The sequence below is a fragment of the Microvirga puerhi genome (genome assembly GCF_020089865.1).
Classification (GTDB): domain Bacteria; phylum Pseudomonadota; class Alphaproteobacteria; order Rhizobiales; family Beijerinckiaceae; genus Microvirga; species Microvirga puerhi.
On the sequence record NZ_JAIRBM010000001.1, the window covers coordinates 63638 to 82353 of the forward strand.

General features: G+C 62.2%; 16 protein-coding genes. 9 read left to right on the forward strand and 7 right to left on the reverse strand.

The genetic code is table 11. The annotated features are described in order from the left end of the window. Nucleotides 1-182: 182 nt before the first annotated feature. The 3 genes from ndk to K9B37_RS00365 all read left to right on the forward strand — a co-directional run bounded on the left by ndk (nt 183) and on the right by K9B37_RS00365 (nt 3434). Nucleotides 183-605 carry a nucleoside-diphosphate kinase gene (gene ndk / locus K9B37_RS00355; protein ID WP_224310811.1) on the forward strand — a complete coding sequence of 141 codons (423 nt, stop codon included), beginning with the start codon at nt 183-185 and terminating at the stop codon, nt 603-605. A gap of 220 nt (nt 606-825) precedes the next feature. Next, nucleotides 826-2985, forward strand: coding sequence for a molybdopterin-containing oxidoreductase family protein (locus tag K9B37_RS00360; protein WP_224310812.1), 2160 nt, complete (start codon nt 826-828; stop codon nt 2983-2985). An 86-nt stretch (nt 2986-3071) separates the two neighbouring features. Then, nucleotides 3072-3434 (forward strand): hypothetical protein, encoded by a 363-nt coding sequence (locus K9B37_RS00365; RefSeq protein ID WP_224310813.1) that lies wholly within the window; start codon nt 3072-3074, stop codon nt 3432-3434. A 119-nt stretch (nt 3435-3553) separates the two neighbouring features. Here K9B37_RS00365 and purN read toward each other — a convergent pair whose 3' ends face one another. Both purN and purM read right to left on the reverse strand, forming a co-directional pair. After that, complete coding sequence (gene purN, locus K9B37_RS00370; RefSeq protein WP_224310814.1) at nt 3554-4201, reverse strand: phosphoribosylglycinamide formyltransferase; 648 nt, start codon at nt 4199-4201, stop codon at nt 3554-3556. Further along, entirely contained in the window at nt 4201-5268 is a 1068-nt protein-coding gene (purM, locus tag K9B37_RS00375) for a phosphoribosylformylglycinamidine cyclo-ligase (RefSeq protein WP_224310815.1), read from the reverse strand. Before purM ends, purN begins: the two co-directional genes overlap by 1 nt. 326 nt (nt 5269-5594) lie before the next feature. Here purM and K9B37_RS00380 point away from each other — a divergent pair, with 326 nt between their 5' ends. The 6 genes from K9B37_RS00380 to K9B37_RS00405 all read left to right on the forward strand — a co-directional run bounded on the left by K9B37_RS00380 (nt 5595) and on the right by K9B37_RS00405 (nt 12557). Continuing rightward, entirely contained in the window at nt 5595-6128 is a 534-nt protein-coding gene (locus K9B37_RS00380; protein ID WP_224310816.1) for a CDP-alcohol phosphatidyltransferase family protein, read from the forward strand. Between the two features lie 25 nt (nt 6129-6153). Next, entirely contained in the window at nt 6154-7275 is a 1122-nt protein-coding gene (locus tag K9B37_RS00385; protein ID WP_224310817.1) for an AI-2E family transporter, read from the forward strand. Beyond that, on the forward strand, nt 7268-7960 hold the full coding sequence (locus K9B37_RS00390; protein WP_224310818.1) for a P-loop NTPase family protein: 693 nt from the start codon (nt 7268-7270) through the stop codon (nt 7958-7960). The genes K9B37_RS00385 and K9B37_RS00390 overlap by 8 nt, the downstream gene beginning before the upstream one ends. Next, nucleotides 7947-10271 carry an RNA degradosome polyphosphate kinase gene (locus K9B37_RS00395; RefSeq protein WP_224310819.1) on the forward strand — a complete coding sequence of 775 codons (2325 nt, stop codon included), beginning with the start codon at nt 7947-7949 and terminating at the stop codon, nt 10269-10271. The genes K9B37_RS00390 and K9B37_RS00395 overlap by 14 nt, the downstream gene beginning before the upstream one ends. Nucleotide 10272: 1 nt before the next feature. Continuing rightward, complete coding sequence (gene ppx / locus K9B37_RS00400) at nt 10273-11796, forward strand: exopolyphosphatase (protein ID WP_224310820.1); 1524 nt, start codon at nt 10273-10275, stop codon at nt 11794-11796. A 137-nt stretch (nt 11797-11933) separates the two neighbouring features. Further along, on the forward strand, nt 11934-12557 hold the full coding sequence (locus K9B37_RS00405; protein ID WP_224310821.1) for a 2OG-Fe(II) oxygenase: 624 nt from the start codon (nt 11934-11936) through the stop codon (nt 12555-12557). A 96-nt stretch (nt 12558-12653) separates the two neighbouring features. On the opposite strand, the gene K9B37_RS00410 is transcribed toward K9B37_RS00405, so the two are convergent. The 5 genes from K9B37_RS00410 to K9B37_RS00430 form a co-directional block, all read right to left on the reverse strand. Beyond that, nucleotides 12654-13307, reverse strand: coding sequence for a hypothetical protein (locus tag K9B37_RS00410; RefSeq protein ID WP_224310822.1), 654 nt, complete (start codon nt 13305-13307; stop codon nt 12654-12656). A 179-nt stretch (nt 13308-13486) separates the two neighbouring features. After that, on the reverse strand, nt 13487-14653 hold the full coding sequence (rnd, locus tag K9B37_RS00415) for a ribonuclease D (RefSeq protein ID WP_224310823.1): 1167 nt from the start codon (nt 14651-14653) through the stop codon (nt 13487-13489). A 102-nt stretch (nt 14654-14755) separates the two neighbouring features. Next, on the reverse strand, nt 14756-15142 hold the full coding sequence (locus K9B37_RS00420; RefSeq protein WP_224310824.1) for a hypothetical protein: 387 nt from the start codon (nt 15140-15142) through the stop codon (nt 14756-14758). A gap of 101 nt (nt 15143-15243) precedes the next feature. Then, the gene (locus K9B37_RS00425; protein ID WP_224310825.1) at nt 15244-17424 is read right to left on the reverse strand and encodes a peptidase domain-containing ABC transporter; all 2181 of its coding nucleotides are present in this window, start codon (nt 17422-17424) and stop codon (nt 15244-15246) included. Continuing rightward, nucleotides 17421-18659: a beta-barrel domain-containing protein gene (locus K9B37_RS00430; protein ID WP_224310826.1), complete on the reverse strand. Its 1239-nt coding sequence runs from the start codon at nt 18657-18659 to the stop codon at nt 17421-17423. The genes K9B37_RS00425 and K9B37_RS00430 overlap by 4 nt, the downstream gene beginning before the upstream one ends. Between the last annotated feature and the right edge of the window lie 57 nt (nt 18660-18716).

Here is an 18716-nt window from a genome sequence, read left to right on the forward strand (position 1 = left end):
GCCTTCAGGCGGATTGTACGGTGACACTAGGGCATTGTGTGGAAAAATGGACTCAGGTCCGGGAAATCCGGATGATCCGAGCCGGAATCCTGTCTTCGCAGGCGCAAAAATGCCCTTGAGGCCTCGAAACCCCGCCGGTATAAGCGCGGCTCTTCCCTTAATTCTCTTCAAGAGTGAGTTTCATGGCCACCGAGCGCACCTTCTCCATCCTCAAGCCCGACGCGACGGAGCGTAACCTGACCGGCGCCATCAATGCCGTCATCGAGAAATCCGGCCTGCGCATTGTGGCGCAGAAGCGCATCATCATGAGCCGCCGCGAGGCCGAGACCTTCTATGCCGTCCACAAGGAGCGTCCGTTCTTCGGTGAGCTCGTGGACTTCATGATCTCCGGTCCGGTCGTCGTGCAGGTGCTCGAGGGCGACAACGCCGTCGTGCGCTATCGCGAGATCATGGGCGCCACCAACCCGGAGAGCGCCGCCGAGGGCACCATCCGCAAGCTCTACGCCAAGTCCATCGGCGAGAATTCCGTCCACGGCTCCGACAGCCAGGACAACGCGAAGGCCGAGATCGGCCAGTTCTTCTCGGGCAACGAGATCGTCGGCTAACGGCGCTCTTCCCTCCCCCTTGCGGGGAGGGATTGAGGGTGGGGGTCGAAAAGTCAAAGTGCTATTCGAAACAATCGTAGTGCGTCGACTGATACCCGCGCTTCAACAGCCCAAGTATTCACCCAGCCAAACCACCCCCACCTCCAACTCCTCCCCGCAAGGGGAAGGAGAGTAGGTCGGTGCTTTCCATTCGGGTGAACTTGCCCGAAGATGCGGCGCCATGAATCATAGTCCCCGCATCGAGCGCCGCCCCTCCGTCTGCCCGCACGATTGTCCCTCGTCCTGCTCCCTCGACGTCGAGGTCTTGGATGGCCGATCCATCGGCCGCGTCCATGGGGCGAAGAGCAACAACTATACCGCCGGCGTCATCTGCGCGAAGGTGGCGCGCTATGCGGAGCGGATCCATCATCCGGATCGCCTGCTTCATCCCTTGAAGCGCGTCGGTCCCAAGGGATCGGGCCAGTTCGAGCGGATCTCGTGGGACGAGGCGCTCGACGTCGTCGCCACGAAGTTTCTCGAAGCGGAGAATGATTTCGGCGCCGCATCCGTCTGGCCGTACTATTACGCAGGCACGATGGGCTACGTGCAACGCGACGGCATCAACCGGCTGCGCCATGTGAAGAAATATTCCGGTCAGTATTCCACCATCTGCACCGGCACGTCCTATCCCGGCTTCATCGCCGGCACCGGCAAGCTCGCCGGGCCCGATCCGCGCGAGATGGCGGTGTCGGACTGCGTCGTGATCTGGGGCACGAACGCGGTGCACACCCAGGTCAACGTGATGACCCACGCCCTGCGGGCCCGCAAGGAGCGCGGCGCGAAGATCGTCGTCATCGACATCTACATGAATGCGACCATGAAGCAGGCCGACATGGCGCTGCTTCTCAAGCCCGGTACGGATGGAGCGCTCGCCTGCGCCGTGATGCACGTGCTGTTCCGGGATGGCTATGCGGATTGGGATTATCTGACCCGCTATACGGATCATCCGCACGAACTCGAAACGCATCTGCGCAGCCGCACGCCCGAATGGGCGGCGGCGATCACCGGATTGGCGGTCGAGGAGATCGAAGCTTTTGCGCACCTCGTCGGCGAGCGCAAGCGCAGTTATTTCCGCCTCGGCTTCGGCTTTTCCCGTCAGCGCAACGGCGCCATCAACATGCATGCGGTGTCCTGCATCCCGGCGGTGACGGGCGCATGGCAATACGAGGGCGGCGGCGCGTTTCACAGCAACAGCGCGATCTATCACTGGAACAAGGCGCTGATCGAGGCGCACGAGACGGTCGACACGACCATCCGTCGGCTCGACCAATCGCAGATCGGCCGTGTCCTCACAGGCGATCCAGAAGCATTGCTCCATGGCCCGCCGGTCAAGGCCATGCTGATCCAGAACACCAATCCGGTCTCCGTGGCGCCGGAGCAGGACGTCGTGAAGCGCGGTTTTTCCCGTGAGGACCTGTTCGTCTGCGTGCACGAGCAGTTCATGACCGAGACGGCGCGGATGGCCGACATCGTGCTGCCGGCGACGATGTTCATGGAGCACGACGATTTCTATTCGGCCGGCGGTCATCAGCATTTTCAGCTCGGTCCGAAGCTCATCGCGCCGCCTGGCGAATGCCGCTCGAACCACGAGGTGATCGGCGCCATCGCGAAACGTGTCGGCGCCATGCATCGCGGTTTCGACATGGAGCCGCGCGAGATCATCGACTGGACCTTGAAGAGTTCCGGTTGGGACTCGCTTAGCGATCTCGAAGCGAAGGTGCATGTGGACGCGCAGCCGCCGTTCCGCGAAGCGCATTATCTCGACGGATTTGCCTATCCGGACGGCAAGTTCCGCTTCAAGCCCGACTGGACGCACCTGCCGTCCGGCAATAACGGTCCGATGGGGCCGTGGTCGGCCATTCCCGCATTTCCGGATCATTGGGCGGTCATCGAGGAGACGACGGATGAGCATCCCTTCCGCCTCGCGACCAGTCCCGCCCGGCAATTCCTCAACTCGACCTTCAACGAGACGCCGACCTCGCGGGCGAAGGAGGGGCGTCCCGAGGTAATGATTCACCCGCGCGACGCGGCACCGCTCGCTATCGCCGACGGCGACTGGGTGGCATTGAAAAATCATCGCGGCGAGGTCTACCTGCGGGCACGCCTGTTCGATGGAGTTCGGCGTGGCGTCCTGATCGCCGAGGGGCTCTGGCCGAACGAGGCGCATCCCCATGGGCGTGGCATCAACACGCTGACCGGAGCGGACCAACCCGCCCCTTATGGTGGCGCGGCCTTCCACGACAATCGCGTTGCGCTTCTCAAGGCGGAGCCGGGTAGGGACTTCGTCCTGCCTCTCGCCGAGGCTTCGTCCAACGGCGTGGCCGAGGCCGTCATTGTCTAAGTCTTAAGGCTGTGCACGGAGAGATCTTGACCCTGGCGGAATGAGCCTATCCTTAAGCTTGATCCCTTCTTTCTCCAGGAGCCCCCATGAGATCCGCTCTTCGTCCGGTGCTGGCCGCCCTCGCCATCGCCGCCTCCACGCATGCCGCTTTCGCTTCCGCTTCCAACACTCCCACGCAGTACGAGGTGGATCCGGCCCTCAAGACGGCGAGCATGAGCGAATTGCAGTCCCGCGTGCGCCAAGCCTGCTCCGTCACGCAAGCGAAGTTGCAAAACGTGAGCGAAGCTTCCTTGTCACGCAAATGCGACTGCTATGCCGGTCGCACGATGCGAACGCTCAGCACCGACGAAGTGCAGGCCTATCGCGATACTGGCGTGTTCAACGACGGCGCCCGCGCAAAGGCCGTCACGGCGATCGACGCCTGCAAGCTGCAGCGGCCGCAGATCTAAGGGCTTCTGCAGCGTCGCGATGTGTCCATGGCCTGTGTATGAGATGCATATGGATGCACCGCCAGCTCTCTCCGGCGAGAGGATGGCGCTCTTCCTCCTCTCGCCGCTGGGGAGAGGCCTCAGTGCGGCGAGCGCAAAGCTCCGTCCGCGCTCCAGCCCTGAGCGAACACAACCCGCCCGCCGTCGAGCTTCGCCCGGCCCTCGCAGATCATCCGCAGGGCCTGCGGATAGAGCAGGTGCTCCTGCGTGAGGACGCGCCCCGCGAGGCTCTCTTCCGTATCGCCGGGGACGACCGGAACGGCGGCCTGTGCCACGATTGGGCCGGCATCCAGTTCCGGCACGACGAAATGCACGGTGCAGCCATGGACCAGCACACCTTCCTCCAGAGCGCGCTGGTGGGTGTGCGTTCCGCGGAACAGCGGCAGCAGGGAAGGGTGGATGTTGATCATCCGGCCTTCCCAGCGTTCCACGAACCAGGGGGTCAGCACGCGCATGAAGCCGGCAAGGCAGATGAAATCGATGTCACGCTCGCGGAGCGCTGCGTCGAGGGCCTGTTCGAAACCCTCGCGCGTGGAATAGGCCTTGTGGTCGATGGCGAGCGCCTCGATACCGGCGGCCTTCGCCCGCTCGAGTCCGCCCGCATCCGGGCGATTGGACAGGACGAGGGCGACCTCGCCGGGAAATTCGGCGGCCTGCGCGGCCTCGATGAGCGAGACCATGTTGGAGCCGCGCCCGGAGATCAGAATGGCGATCCGGCGACGGGGCATCAGAGCGCCAGGCGTCCCGAGGTCTGGACCCGCTCGCCGCCGTCATGGACGATGGTCCCGCCGATCCGTACGGGCTTTTCGCCGGCCTCCGTGAGGCGGCGCACAACGTCGTCCGCCTTGTCGGGCGCCACGACGACGATCATGCCGATGCCGCAATTGAAGGTGCGCAGCATCTCGGTCTCGGCGACGCCTCCGGTCGCCGCGAGCCAGCCGAAGACCGGCGGGACCGGGATGGCGGCAAGGTCGAGCCTGACGCCGACGCCGCCCGGCAGGACCCGGGGAATGTTGTCGGGGAAGCCGCCGCCGGTGATGTGGCAGAGCGCGTTGATGCCCTCGCCGGCCTTCAGAGCGGCAAGAAGCGTCTTCACATAGATCCGGGTCGGTTCGAGAAGGGCCTGGGCGAGGCTGCGTCCCGGCGCGAAGGGAGCCTCGGCGTCCCAGGCGAGACCGGACATCTCGACGATCCTGCGCACCAGGGAAAAGCCGTTGGAATGGACCCCGGAGGAGGGCAGGCCGATCAGCACGTCGCCGACCTTCACCTCTTTCGGCAGCAGGGTGCCGCGCTCGGCCGCGCCTACGGCGAAGCCCGCGAGATCATAATCGCCTCGAGCGTAGAGGCCCGGCATTTCGGCGGTTTCCCCGCCGATCAGGGCGCATCCGGCCTGAAGGCAGCCTTCGGCAATGCCCTTCACGATGGCGACGCCCACCTCCGGCTCCAGCTTTCCGGTGGCGAAATAGTCGAGGAAGAGCAGGGGTTCGGCGCCCTGGACGATGATGTCGTTGACGCACATGGCCACGAGGTCGATGCCGATCGTATCGTGGATGCCCGTATCGATGGCGATCTTCACCTTGGTGCCGACGCCGTCATTGGCGGCGACCAGGATCGGGTCCTTGAAACCGGCCCCCTTCAGGTCGAAGAGGCCGCCGAAGCCGCCGATCTCGGCGTCCGCTCCCGGCCGGCGGGTGGAGCGCACCAGGGGTTTGATCTGATCGACCATGGCATTGCCGGCATCGATATCGACGCCCGCTTGCGCATAGGTGAGGCCGTTCTGCTGTTTCTCGGTCATCGGCAGTCCCCGTTCATGCGGGGCAGTAAGGCGAGAGGGCCCCGGAGGCAAGGGGCATTTCTGATCGGGTGGACTGAGCCCGAGTGGGAAAGCTCACCATTGTCATTCCGGGACGGCCCTGTGAGCCGGGCCCGGAACCTATAACCGCTAACGATACCAGATATGGAGCAACGTATAACGCTGCGTCTTATCCGTGAACCTCAGCGTTTATGGGTTCCGGGCCCAGCTCTACGAGCTGTCCCGGAATGACGGGACGGGGATGATCACGGAGGCGATCAAGCTTTGCCGTTGCGATTGTTCCCACGAGACCCCATCCTTCCGGGACGATGACGATCCCGAACCTCATCACCATCGCGCGCCTCATCATCGTCCCGTTCCTGATCGTGATGATCATGCAGGGACGATGGGAGACGGCGTTCGTACTCTTCGTCCTGGCGGGGGTATCCGACGCGGCGGACGGGTTCATCGCGCGGCATTTCAATATGCGCAGCGAATTCGGCGCTTATATCGATCCGATCGCTGACAAGGCGCTGCTGGTCTCGATCTATGTTACCCTGGCGATCGTCGGGACCATCCCGGGCTGGCTCGCCATCGCCATCGTGTCCCGTGATGCGATGATCGTGGGAGCGGTGCTTCTCTCCTGGGTCATGGCTCGGCCTGTGGAAATCAAGCCGATCTGGATCAGCAAGCTGAATACCGGCGCCCAGATCGCGTTTGCGGCCATTGCGCTCGGCGCCAACGCTTTCGGGATCGGCATCGACGAGACACTGCGGCTTGCCATGATGGGAGGCGTCGCCGCCTTGACCGTTGCCTCCGCGGGTGCCTATCTCGGAGGATGGCTCCGGCATATGAGCGGCTAGGGCGTAAGAGGGACGAAAACCTGCGATGACGTTCCAGCGGCAGATCGCATTCTGGCTTGTGGCCCTCGTGGTCACGGTGACGCTGCTATTGGTCCTGCGCACCGTGCTGCTGCCGTTCGTGGCAGGCTTCGCGCTTGCCTATCTGCTCGATCCCCTGGCCGATCGGCTCCAGCGCATCGGCATCGGCCGCCTCGGCGCCAGCCTTGTGATCCTGATCCTCTTCGTCCTGCTGTTCATCGTCCTGCTGGTCGTCGTCGTACCCCTGGCGGCGCAACAGGTCGGTGCCTTCGTTCAACGGCTGCCGAGCTACGTGGCCCGCCTGCAGCAGCTTGCGGTCGAGCAGGGCGGCCCTCTCGTCGAGAAGCTCGGCGGCTCCAGTGCGCTGTCCGAGATGCAGACTTCCGTGGGCAACCTCCTGAGCCAGGGCATCGCCTGGCTCGGCGCCTTTCTCCAGTCCCTCTGGTCCGGCGGACAGGCTCTCTTAAGCATCGTCTCTCTTCTGGTTGTGACGCCGGTCGTGGCCTTCTACATGCTGGTGGACTGGGACCGCATGGTCTCGACCGTCGATTCCTGGATGCCCCTGCGGCAGCGGGAGACCATCCGCGTCATTGCGCGCGATATCGATACGGCCATTGCGGGTTTCGTGCGCGGACAGGCGCTCGTCTGCATCATTCTCGGCACCTTCTATGCAGTGGGTCTTTCCCTGGTCGGCCTCAACTTCGGCGTGATGATCGGCATGACCTCCGGCATTCTGAGCTTCATCCCCTATGTGGGCTCGCTCACCGGGCTGATCCTGTCGCTCGGCGTCGCCATCGTGCAGTTCTGGCCCGACTGGACCTGGATCCTCGCTACCCTCGGCGTCTTCGTGTTCGGCCAGTTCGTGGAAGGCAACATTCTCTCGCCCAAGCTCGTGGGCGATTCCGTCGGACTGCATCCTGTCTGGCTGATGTTCGCACTGCTTGCCTTCGGCTCGCTCTTCGGTTTCGTCGGCCTGCTTCTGGCGGTGCCGCTCGCCGCCGCCATCGGCGTCATTGCCCGCTTCGCCCTGAAGCAGTATCTCGCGAGCCCGATCTATCGCGGCACGGATCCGGTCATCCTGATGCCGGCACCCGACACGGACAAGAAACGGATCGAGTTCGATGCGTGAGGGGCCAAAGCAGCTCGCCTTCGACCTGCCGCTCGATCCGCGATTCGGCCGGGAGGATTTCCTGGTCAGCCCGTCGAACGAGCAGGCCTATGCCTTCATCGAGCGCTGGCCGGACTGGCCGGACACCGTCCTGCTGCTCGTCGGGCCGCCTGGCAGCGGCAAGAGCCATCTGGCGGCGATCTGGGCGGAGATGGCCCATGCCTGGACGGTCGATGCCTTCGAAGTGACGCAGGACAAGGTTCCGCATCTCATCTCCAATGGGGCTCTGGTGATTGAGGATATCGATCAGGCCGAGCGGGACGAGGCTGCGTTGTTCCACTTGCTTAATCTGGCCCGAGAGCGGCAGGCTTTCGTGCTCATGACCTGCACGACGCTGCCTGATTCCTGGGGAATCCGAACGGCAGATTTGCTGTCGCGCCTGCGCCTCGCGACCACCGTTCCGCTGGATCCGCCGGACGACGCACTCCTCAAGGCTGTTTTGGTGAAGCTTTTCGTGGACCGGCAACTGGTGGTCGACACCAGCGTTGTCGATTACATTGCTTTGCGCATCGAACGGTCGCTCGCCAAGGCGGCCGAAGTGGTGACGCTCCTCGACAAGGAGGCCTTAAGTCGGGGACGCCGCGTATCGCGCGCCATCGCATCGGAACTTCTCGGGGCCATTCAGGACGTTGATGAGATCGATTGACGACGACGTGAAGACTTCGACACCGAACCGTCGTGAAACCGTCACGAAGTCCAAACCAAAACGGACGTCGCGAAAGGTGACGGAGACAGACGTGCGCAGCGCCCTGGTGTTGGACGAAGTCGAAATTGTCAGCGAGGTCCCGGCTCCCAAGGCGCCGCCGGACATCGAGCTCGATGGCGCCATCCTGAGGCAGTTCCCCCAGCGCTTCATCAATCGCGAGCTGTCCTGGCTCCAGTTCAACCGCCGGGTTCTGGAGGAGGCCTCCAACAGGAACCATCCGCTCCTAGAGCAGCTGCGGTTCCTCTCGATCTCCGCCGATAATCTCGACGAGTTCTTCATGGTCCGGGTCGCGGGTCTTCGCGGCCAGGTCCGTTCCGGTGTCGCGACAAGCTCTCAGGATGGGCTTACGCCGCAGGAGCAGCTGTCGAAGATCGCCGTTGAGGTCTCGAAGCTGGCTTCCGACCAGCAGGGGCGCTGGCGGGAGCTGAAAGTCGCGCTGCAGGAGGAAGGGATCGTTCTCGTGGACGGGGGCGGTCTCACGAAGCCGGAAGCGTCCTGGCTCGAGGACTACTTCCTCAACCACGTCTTCCCGGTTCTGACGCCGCTCGCTATCGACCCGGCCCATCCGTTCCCGTTCATTCCTAATCTTGGCTCCTCGATTGCCCTGAAGCTGGTGCGGCAGAGCGACGGGAAGGTGCTGAACGCGCTGATCCGTCTTCCGGTAAAGGCTGAGCGCTTCATCCGGCTTCCCGATTTTTCGGAAACCGGCTCGACGCGTTTCATCGCTCTCGAGCAGACGATCGTGCTCTACACGAGCCGCCTGTTTCCAGGCTACAATATCCAGGGGCAGGGCGCCTTCCGTGTCATCCGCGATTCCGACCTGGAAGTGGAGGAAGAGGCGGAGGATCTCGTCCGCCATTTCGAGACCGCCCTTAAGCGCCGCCGTCGCGGCAGCGTCATCCGTCTTGAAGTCGAGAGCGCGATGCCGGAGGATCTGCGGCAGTTCGTGGTGGAGGAGCTGGAGATCGCCGAGGACGAGCTCTTCGTCGTCGACGGCATGCTGGGCCTCAATGATCTCTCCCAGCTGGTGAGCCTCGACCGGCCGGATCTCAAATTCAAGCCGTACAATCCCCGGTTCCCCGAACGCATCCGCGAACATAGCGGCGATTGCTTCGCGGCGATCCGTGAGAAGGACATCATCGTCCACCATCCCTACGAGTCCTTCGACGCGGTGGTGCAGTTCCTGCATCAGGCGGCGCGGGATCCGAATGTGGTCGCGATCAAGCAGACGCTTTATCGCACGTCGTCGAATTCCCCCATCGTCGCCGCGCTGGCCGAGGCGGCGGAAGCGGGCAAGTCGGTAACGGCGCTTGTCGAACTGAAGGCGCGCTTCGACGAAGAAGCCAATATCCGATGGGCGCGCGATCTCGAACGCGCTGGCGCGCAAGTCGTGTTCGGCTTCATCGAATTGAAGACCCATGCCAAGCTGTCCATGGTCGTTCGCCGCGAAGGCGGGCAGCTCATCACCTATTGCCACGTGGGCACGGGGAACTACCACCCGATCACGGCGCGTATCTATACGGATCTTTCCTTCTTCACCGCCGATCCGGTGATCGGACGCGACGTGTCGCGCATCTTCAACTTCGTCACGGGTTATGCGGAACCGGCCGAGTTGGAGCGCATGGCGGTCTCGCCGATCAACCTCAAGCAGCGCCTGCTCCAGCACATCGGGGAGGAGATCGCCCATGCGAAGGCCGGGCGTCCGGCGGCGATCTGGGGCAAATGCAATTCGCTCGTCGATCCCGTCATCATCGATGCGCTTTATGACGCGAGTGCCGCCGGTGTGCAGATCGACCTCATCGTCCGGGGCATCTGCTGCCTGCGCCCCGGCATCCAGGGCCTGTCTGACAATATCCGCGTGAAATCCATCGTCGGGCGTTTTCTCGAACACACGCGCATCTATGCTTTCGGGAACGGGCAGGGCCTCCCCAACCCGAAAGCCCATGTCTACATCTCCTCGGCGGACCTGATGCCGCGCAACCTCGACCGGCGCGTCGAGGCGCTGCTGCCGATCCTCAATCCCACGGTGCATCAGCAGGTTCTCGACCAGATCATGCTCGCCAATCTTCTCGACAACGAGCAGAGCTGGATGGTGCTTCCCGACGGCACCAGCCGGCGGATCGTGCCGGGGAAAGGCGAAGAAGCTTTCAACGCCCATAGGTACTTCATGACCAATCCAAGTTTGTCCGGTCGCGGCAAGTCCCTCAAGACATCGAGCCCCAAGGCGCTCGCCAAGCGCGGGCAGCGCTGAGATGGTTCTCGCGGAGCGCAGCGAAGCGCAGGGACGTCTCAAGATCGGCCGTCCCGTCGCGATCATCGACATCGGCTCGAACTCGGTCCGTCTCGTCGCCTATGAGGGCGTGTCGCGCGCGCCGACGCCCATCTACAACGAGAAGGTGCTCTGCGGCCTCGGCCGTCATGTCGCGACCACCGGGCGGCTTGATGACGACGCGGTGGAGCGGGCGTTGCGGGCTCTCGCCCGTTTCCGGGTGCTTTGCGACACCATGGACGTTTCGGAGATCTATGTGCTGGCGACCGCTGCCGCCCGCGACGCGTCGAACGGCCCGGCCTTCCTGGAGGCTGCCGAAAAGGCATGCGGCTGCACTATTCAGCTCCTCTCCGGCGCCACCGAGGCGCGGTTCTCCGCCTATGGAGTCGTGTCCGGCTTTTTCCGTCCCGACGGCGTCGTGGGCGATATGGGCGGCGGCAGTCTCGAATTGGTGGACGTAAAGGACGATCAGGTCGGGGAGGGGGTGACCATGCCCCTCGGCGGTCTTGCGCTCCAGGACCTGAGCGGCGGCTCCTTGCGCAAGGCCGAGCGGATCATCCGCACGGCACTGGAGGGCGCGGCCGATCAGCTGGAAAGCCTGCACGGCCGGACCTTCTATGCGGTCGGCGGGACATGGCGCGCCCTGGCGCGACTGCACCAAGCGGTGATCGATTACCCGCTCCACGTGATGCACAACTACGTCATCAATCCCGACGACAGCATCGACTTCCTGCACCTCGTCGAGGATGCGGATGCCAAGACCCTCAAGGATATCGAGAGCATCTCGGAAGCCCGGCGGCCGCTGCTCGCCTATGGCGCGATCCTGCTGGAGCAGATCATCCGCCTCGGCAAACCGCAGGAGATTACAATCTCCGCCCTCGGCGTCCGCGAGGGGCTGCTCTACGACAAACTAGACAACGAGAAGCGCCATCTCGACCCGCTGCTGCGGGCGGCGAGCGACCTGAACCTGCTCCGGTCGCGCTCGCCGCGCCATGGTGAAGAGCTCTGGGAGTGGACGAGCCGGTTCATCGAGTCGCTCGGATTGCCGGAGACCGAGTATGAGCGCCGTCTGCGCCAAGCCGGTTGTCTCCTGGCCGATATCGGCTGGCGGGCGCATCCTGACTACCGGGGCGAGCAGAGCCTCAATCTCATCGCCTATGGGGCCTTCGTGGGCCTCGATCATCCGGGGCGGGCCTATCTGGCCCTGTCGATCTTCTTCCGGCATGAGGGCCTTTCTCCGGACAAGGTCGGGTCCCGGATTGTGGCGCTGGCCGGTACCCGGCTCATGGAACGGGCCCGGCTGCTGGCGGCTATCATGCGCGTCGCCTTCCCGGTCTCGGTCGCCATGGAAGGGGTTCTGCCCGAAACGCCGCTCATCGCGCGGGGCCGGAGCGTCGTCCTCCAGCTCCCGAGCCATCGGGCGGACCTCGCCAACGAGCGGCTCGTCGGGCGTGTGCGGGCCCTGGCCAAGCTCCTCAACCTGGAGCCGGTGATCGAGATCATCTAGCCGCCCCGATCAGAAGACGTCGTCTCATCCAGGTTCGCCCCCTTAAGACGAAAGGGGGCGAGGCAGGCGACTGGTACAGGCTGACGATTTATTCTAATGAGAGTAGAAATCGTGGCCTTGTCGCCAGGGAGACCTTTATGCAAACCATCGATCTCAACGCCGTCCGCAATGCCAAGACGTCGAAGGAGCCCTATGATTTCCTTTTGACCGACAACATTCTCAAGGCGGATGTCATCGACGATCTGCGGCGCGACTTCCCGCAAATCGACAAGCCCGGATACCTGACGGTCGACGAGGTCAAGCTGCACGGCCGGTTCAAGACCCTGATCGACGAGCTGGAAGGCCCGGAACTGACTGAGGAGCTGTCGAAGAAATTCGGCATCGATCTCCATCAGTATCCCCGCCTCACCACGATCATGAAGCGCTCGCAGCCGAAATACGGCGCGATCCACACGGACGGCCCTTCCAAGGTCATGACCATGCTCGTCTACATGAACGACGATTGGAACCAGGGCGACGGCGGACGCCTGCGCGTGCTCTACGACGGCCAGAATTTCGAGCCCTACGCTCTTGAGGTCCCGCCGATGATGGGCACCATGTTCGCCTTCCTGCGGTCCGACAATTCCTGGCACGGCCACCGCCCCTTCGTCGGCGAGCGCCGCGTGGTCCAGATCGCCTGGGTCAAGAGCCAGGCCGACGTGGACCGCAAGAAGAAGCACAACAAGGTCGCCCAGTTCTTCAAGGGGATCTTTGGGCGATAAGATATCAAGTCGTTATCGTTTTATACAAAGCAACGCCACGATGATCATATGTCATCGTGGCGTTGCTGTTTTGAGGACGAAGGCGACCTGGGTCGTTCAGCCACTACCGTGGAAAAGGTTTTCGTGTTTGAGAAATCGCCACTGACCATTGCGCTTCTCGTAGATTGAAGCGCCTCCCATCAGATGCATCCATCTCCCGATCTGACCATTGGGTCTTCTAGACCACGAGCGCTCTATACCGCTCACGATAATGACGGCCCTTCGAAAATTCTTATCGAATATCGGAAAAGTATATTCCCGGCGTAATGTTGAAAACTGAGACGATGCAGGGCCGTCGCCGCTTTTAGAGGCAACATCCTTCGCACTAAGCTCTTCTACAAGCGATGATTGCCACTTCTTTTCCTCTTCTTCAGTACAAAAGGCCTCGCGTATAGCTCCTGCTGGGTCAAGAATTTCTGCAGGGGTCGTCGCGTGATGGGGTGGCACGAGATCGGCGTGAATCGTCGATTTGAGATAGGAACGCGCCACCTCTTCTGGAACGGCATAGTCATGCCAGTCGATCTGAAATTCACAACGCTTTGGTTTGTACTCGATTTCGCTTAGGACAGCTTGAAACAATTCTACTGCTTCTTGTTTCAATTTTCGCTGATGCTTTTCCCAGACCTCTTCACCACTTATGGCGGAATCAATCTTGGCACTGGTCAGGAGAGCGACGCAGAAGGCGAGGACTGTCCAGGCAGCTTTTGACATCGATGAGAATACTTTGATGCTAGCTTAGCAAGGGATAGATGATCCTATATATCATAAAGAAAGTTGTCACGTAGCCAGATTACGAAGCAAAGCGGTTATAGGTTTCCGCTTCGCAGGCCCTTCGGGTCGGGCGTCGCGTCGCGGCCCCGCACGGCAGCGCGATGATCAGAGCCCAGGCGTCAGCCTGCCGACGTTGGAATCGGATGGACGAAAACTTTGTTCTTGCGAACCGACACTCCGAGCTGGCCATTCTTGAGCGCTAGGGCCTTCTCTCCGAACAAGGCCCGCCGCCAGCCATGCAGGGGTGGGACGTCCGCGTTGTCATCTTCGGCGATAGCCTCGAGGTCGTCCACCGTGGCGATGATCTTCGGCGCCACGCCCTCCTGCTCCGAGACCGCCTTGAGCAGAACTTTCAGGAGGTCGACCACGGCGCCGGTGCTGCCGCGACCGCGGCTACGCTCGGGCATCGGCACGGTGGCGGGGTCCCGGGCGAGGCCGCGTTCCACGGCTTCGAGAATGTCCGCGCCGGTCCGGGAGCGCTCGAAACCGTTCGGGATCGTGCGCAGCCGCCCCAGGGCTTCCACGCTGCGCGGGCCGGAGATGGCGATGTCGATCAGCGCATCGTCCTTGAGAATCCGGCCGCGCGGAACGTCCCGGCTCTGCGCCTCGCGTTCCCGCCAAGCCGCGATCTCCATGAGCACCGCCACTTCCTTGACCTTGCGCAGGCGTCCGGAAAGCCGCTTCCAGGCGTTCTCGGGATCGGCTTGGTAAGTGTCCGGCGAGGACAGGATGGCCATTTCTTCGCCGAGCCAGGGCAGGCGGCCGTTCTTCTCCAGCTGCGCTGCCAAAGCCTGATAGACCTTCACCAGATGGGTGACGTCGGAGATGGCATAAGTGAGCTGCGCATCCGTGAGGGGGCGGCGCGACCAGTCGGTGAAGCGGGAGGACTTGTCGATCCGCGCCTTGGCGAGATCGTTGGCGAGCTGCTCATAGGAGACGGAATCGCCGTAACCGCACACCATGGCAGCTACCTGGGTGTCGAACAGGGGCTCGGGGACGATCCGGCCGAGGTTCCAGACGATTTCCAGGTCCTGCCGGGCGGAGTGAAAGACTTTGACGACCCCCGGGTTTGCCATGAGCGCCATGAACGGCTCGAGGTCGATCTCCGGAGCGAGAGGGTCGATGAGATAGGCATCCGCCGGATCGGGTCCCGCAATCTGGATCAGGCAGAGCTTGGGATAATAGGTCGTCTCGCGCAGAAACTCCGTATCGACGGTCACGAACGGATGGGCGGCAAGGCGATCGCAGGCTCGGCGAAGGGCGTCGGTCGAAGTGATCAGGTCCATAAGGGGGTTTTTAGCCGAAGCTTGGCGATCCGGCGACTCTTGTCTTAAGAACATTGGGTGGATTCCACTTTTGGAATCCGTTTTTGACACGCATCCTGGGCGCTAGGGCTGGTCTTGAGCTTTCCGGCGCTCCTTGGCCTGCCGCTCGGCCCGCTTGATGAGCCAATCGATGATGTTGCGGTCGACCACGAGGCCGGTCTCCGCATCGACGAGGCGTTCGATCCGGTCGGCCCGGAAGCCGCGATAGCCGTCGTCGGCCATGTCGATGCCCCCGAGGAGGGTCTTGCCAGGCCCGACCTTCAGCTCGCGCGCGATGATCCAGCGCCGGCTCGGATTGCCGGCCTGGTCCGTATAGTGAAGCTCCAGCGCGCCCTCCATGGGATAGACGTGCCAAGCGCCCTCGATCCGCTCCTCGACGGGAGCATTCCGGGCAGGCCTCAAGAGGGATGTGACATGAGCGGGAATCATAGGCAGGATATGGTGATTCACGCTTTGTTCTGCAAGGATTACCTCGCTGTGACCGCTCGTGTGAGTGGTTGCCGAAAACCGCAGCGGACGAGTGGGCCTGGTGTGGCCAGGAGAGATAAGTCCTACGCGTCAGCCGCCTTCAAAGCGTCGGCAGGACGGATCTTGGCCTTAAGGGAAAGCGGTGCTTCGTCTGCGTCGCCAAGAATGCCGTTCCGCAATACGACCACGCGATCGGCAGCCCGGAGCGTCTCCGGCCGGTGCGCGATGACGACCCGCGTGATGTTGAGCGCTGCGAGAGCCCGGTTGACCTCCCGCTCCCTGTCCAGATCGAGGTGCGAGGTTCCCTCGTCCATGAACAGGATACGCGGCCGGCGGTATAGAGCGCGGGCGAGAAGGACGCGCTGGCGCTGTCCTCCGGACAGGCTTGTGCCCATGTCTCCGACGAGGGTGTTGTAGTTCATGGGCATCGCCATGATCTCGTCGTCGATGCTTGCCATTTCAGCGCAACGACGCATCCAGTCGAGATCGATGCGTTGATCGAAGAAGGTGATGTTCTCGGCAATGCTGCCCGACAGCAAGTGATCGTCCTGCATGACGACACCGATCTGAGCGCGAAAATGCTGCGGCCCAAGATGATCGAGGGGGCGACCGTCGATGAGCACTTGGCCGCGCTGTGGCTTGAGAAGGCCGATCATGGTCTTCAGAAGGGTGGTCTTGCCGCCGCCTGACGGACCCGCAACTGCCACGAACTCGCCAGGCGTTATCGAGAGACTGGCTCCGTTTAAGACGTCCTGCTCCGTATCGGCATAGCGATAATACAGATCGCGCACCTCCATCGCTCCCGCGAGCGGTTGAATGATCAGAGGCTGGTGATCGTATCCTGCTTCCTTCTCGGTGAGGGCGATGTCCGATAGCCGCGCGACATAGAGTTCGAGCATGCGGTATTGCAGCGCCGTGTCGACGAGCCGGGTCGCCCTGTCCAGGAACTGTTCCTTGTAAGACATGAAGGCGTAAAGCATTCCCACGCTCATCTCACCGGCGATCACGAAGCGGGCCCCGAGATAGACGACGAGGATGTTCTCCAAGCCATAGAGCAGCTGATTGATGGCTTCGAAGCCGTTGGAGAGCCGTTTTTGTCGGATGCCCCTGTTGATGGTAGTGGCGCGGCTGTTTTGCCAGAGTTCTTCCCGCTCGGATTCCTTGTTGAAGATCTTGATGCTCTGAACGGCCCGGACGGTTTCGATGAACGTCGTGCTTTCCTTGGCTTCTGCCTCGATGACTTCTTCCTGCAGCTGCCGCGCCAGGCGATAGGAAACGATCCGCAAGAGAGCGTAGAAGAAGAGAGCGCCGAAAACCAGGATCGAAAGGGGCGGAGAGTAGATCAGGATCATCACGAGGGTCAGGACGGCCATCATTCCGTCGACGATGGTTCCGATCAATCCTTGGGAGAACAGGCTGTGGATCGGCCCGGTCGCGCCGAAGCGTGACACCACATCCCCGATATGACGCTTCTCGAACCAATCGAGAGGCAGGTGCAAGAGGTGGTTCAGAAGGTTTGCACCCATCTGAAAGCTGAGGGCGTTGCCGAGAAACATGAGCACTTGAGCGCGCAACCACGTCGCCCCGACATTAATCACGAGAAGAAGGGCAAAGCCGACGGCAAGTGCGCTGAGAAGGCCGTTGTCGCCCTTCATGATCGCGTCGTCGACCGTGAGTTGCATGTAGAAGGGCCCGACAAGGACGACGAGCTGAAGGATCACCGTCAGAAGCAGCGCTTGGCCCAGGGCGCGATGGACGCCCCTCAAGCGACCCCAGAGCGTGGAAAGCGGAAGTTTGACGCTCTCCTTCTTTTTTTCGAAGCGAGACGTCGGCGACAGTTCCAGTGCGATGCCGGTGAAGCGACGACCTACTTCGTCAAGCGTGTAGGTTCGCTCCCCGCTTGCCGGATCGTGAATCACGATCCTCTTTCCACGCGCTTCCTTGAGCACGACGAAGTGATTCATATCCCAATGGAGAATGCAGGGTGTTTGAATCCTGCTCAACTGCTCCGGTTCAAGGCGGAGTCCGCGACCCATCATTCCCATGCGCTGCGCCAGCGTGAGAACGTCCTTCAGGCTGGTCCCTTTGAGAGAAACGGAGAATTTCCGCCGCATGGAGATGAGGTCGACCTCGTGACCGTGATAACTCGCGATCATGGCAAGACAGGCGAGGCCACACTCCGCGGCCTCGGTTTGAAGGAGCACGGGAAGGCGCGAGCCGTTCCAGAAATTAATCTTGCGCAAGACGTTCGGTGACGCGCTCACATGCGTCCCCGTACGCTCAGGAGAGGTTCGATGAGCCAAGCGAGAAGAGATCGCTCCTCCAAAATAATGTCGGCCTGGAGCGACATGTCCGGCTGAAGCAGAACCCGCTTGCCGAAAGCATTCATGTCCTGCTGATCGAGCGCGACTACAACCCTATAAGCTGCTTCCTTCAGGGCGAGAGAACCGAACACGTTGCCCGGCGTGAGGACCGCGTTCGAAACGGTTTCGATGGTTCCGGACAACGTCCCGAACCTTTGATACGGAAAGGCGTCCACCATGAGGCGTACTTTTTGTCCCGGGCGGACGAAGCCGATGGCCCTTGGCGTGACGAACAGTTCTGCGCGCAGATCCGAAGTTTCGGGGACGATGGTGAGAACGGGGCGGTTGGCGTCCACCATCTGGCCGGGTGTGACTTGCAGCGCCGTGATGTGGCCGTCGATGGGGGCCCGTGCGATCTGGGATCCAGCCGCCTCGACCTCCGTGCGTTCCCGTTCCTTGTCGGCGAGATTTAAACGCAACTGCGACAGGCGCTCGCTCTGTTGAACGGGTAATTGCTCGCGCTGCAATTGCACCTGCTGCAGATCGCGATCGGTTGCGGCGAGCTGTCGATCGAGATCGGCGAGGTTCTGACGGCTGCCGAGAAGCATCGCCTCCTGGTCCTGAAGGGCGACCTTGGTGCCGTTTCCTTTCCGATATAGTTCGCCGAGTGTCTGTCGGCGCTCTTCGGCTGCTTCTACGCGTTGAGCCTGCAATTGACGTTGTGCAGTGATGGCATCGCGCTGGGCGCGGACGCTTGCGATCGTCGCATCGAGACGCACCGTTTCATTGGCAACGCGCGCCGGGTCCGAGACGATCTGATCCTTGATGAGCTGGACTTGCGCGTCGAGGTTCGCCAGAACCGCGGCTCCCAGCGTTCGCCCACCCTCCAGCCCCTGCTGGGTTTCGACCTTGAAAAGAGGTTGGTTCGCAAGGACACGATCACCGTCGCGGATCTTCAGGTCCGTCACGATGCCATCCCGTCGGGCCGAGACCCGAACGATGCCGCCGGTCGATATCAGGGCACCCGCAGCGGTTTCCTTGCGCGCATAGCCGGCAGTGGCAATGAAGACGATGACGAGGATCGCCGCAAATGTCAGAAAACAACCCAATACGCGCCAAGACACTGGCGAAGCCGGCATCGCGGCTGAGCGTTCGGCGGCGTGGGAGACGGCAGGTCTGAAAAGCGGTTGGTTCAACGCAAGCGAGGCCTCCAATGAAACGCAATCATGTTTCATTGACTCGTCGATGGCAAG

Bases quoted from the DNA above. Each gene is read 5' to 3' on its own strand.
- ndk (WP_224310811.1), top strand. From the start codon at position 183: ATGGCCACCGAGCGCACCTTCTCCATCCTCAAGCCCGACGCGACGGAG.
- K9B37_RS00360 (WP_224310812.1), top strand. From the start codon at position 826: ATGAATCATAGTCCCCGCATCGAGCGCCGCCCCTCCGTCTGCCCGCAC.
- K9B37_RS00365 (WP_224310813.1), top strand. From the start codon at position 3,072: ATGAGATCCGCTCTTCGTCCGGTGCTGGCCGCCCTCGCCATCGCCGCC.
- purN (WP_224310814.1), bottom strand. From the start codon at position 4,201: ATGCCCCGTCGCCGGATCGCCATTCTGATCTCCGGGCGCGGCTCCAAC.
- purM (WP_224310815.1), bottom strand. From the start codon at position 5,268: ATGACCGAGAAACAGCAGAACGGCCTCACCTATGCGCAAGCGGGCGTC.
- K9B37_RS00380 (WP_224310816.1), top strand. From the start codon at position 5,595: ATGACGATCCCGAACCTCATCACCATCGCGCGCCTCATCATCGTCCCG.
- K9B37_RS00385 (WP_224310817.1), top strand. From the start codon at position 6,154: ATGACGTTCCAGCGGCAGATCGCATTCTGGCTTGTGGCCCTCGTGGTC.
- K9B37_RS00390 (WP_224310818.1), top strand. From the start codon at position 7,268: ATGCGTGAGGGGCCAAAGCAGCTCGCCTTCGACCTGCCGCTCGATCCG.
- K9B37_RS00395 (WP_224310819.1), top strand. From the start codon at position 7,947: ATGAGATCGATTGACGACGACGTGAAGACTTCGACACCGAACCGTCGT.
- ppx (WP_224310820.1), top strand. From the start codon at position 10,273: ATGGTTCTCGCGGAGCGCAGCGAAGCGCAGGGACGTCTCAAGATCGGC.
- K9B37_RS00405 (WP_224310821.1), top strand. From the start codon at position 11,934: ATGCAAACCATCGATCTCAACGCCGTCCGCAATGCCAAGACGTCGAAG.
- K9B37_RS00410 (WP_224310822.1), bottom strand. From the start codon at position 13,307: ATGTCAAAAGCTGCCTGGACAGTCCTCGCCTTCTGCGTCGCTCTCCTG.
- rnd (WP_224310823.1), bottom strand. From the start codon at position 14,653: ATGGACCTGATCACTTCGACCGACGCCCTTCGCCGAGCCTGCGATCGC.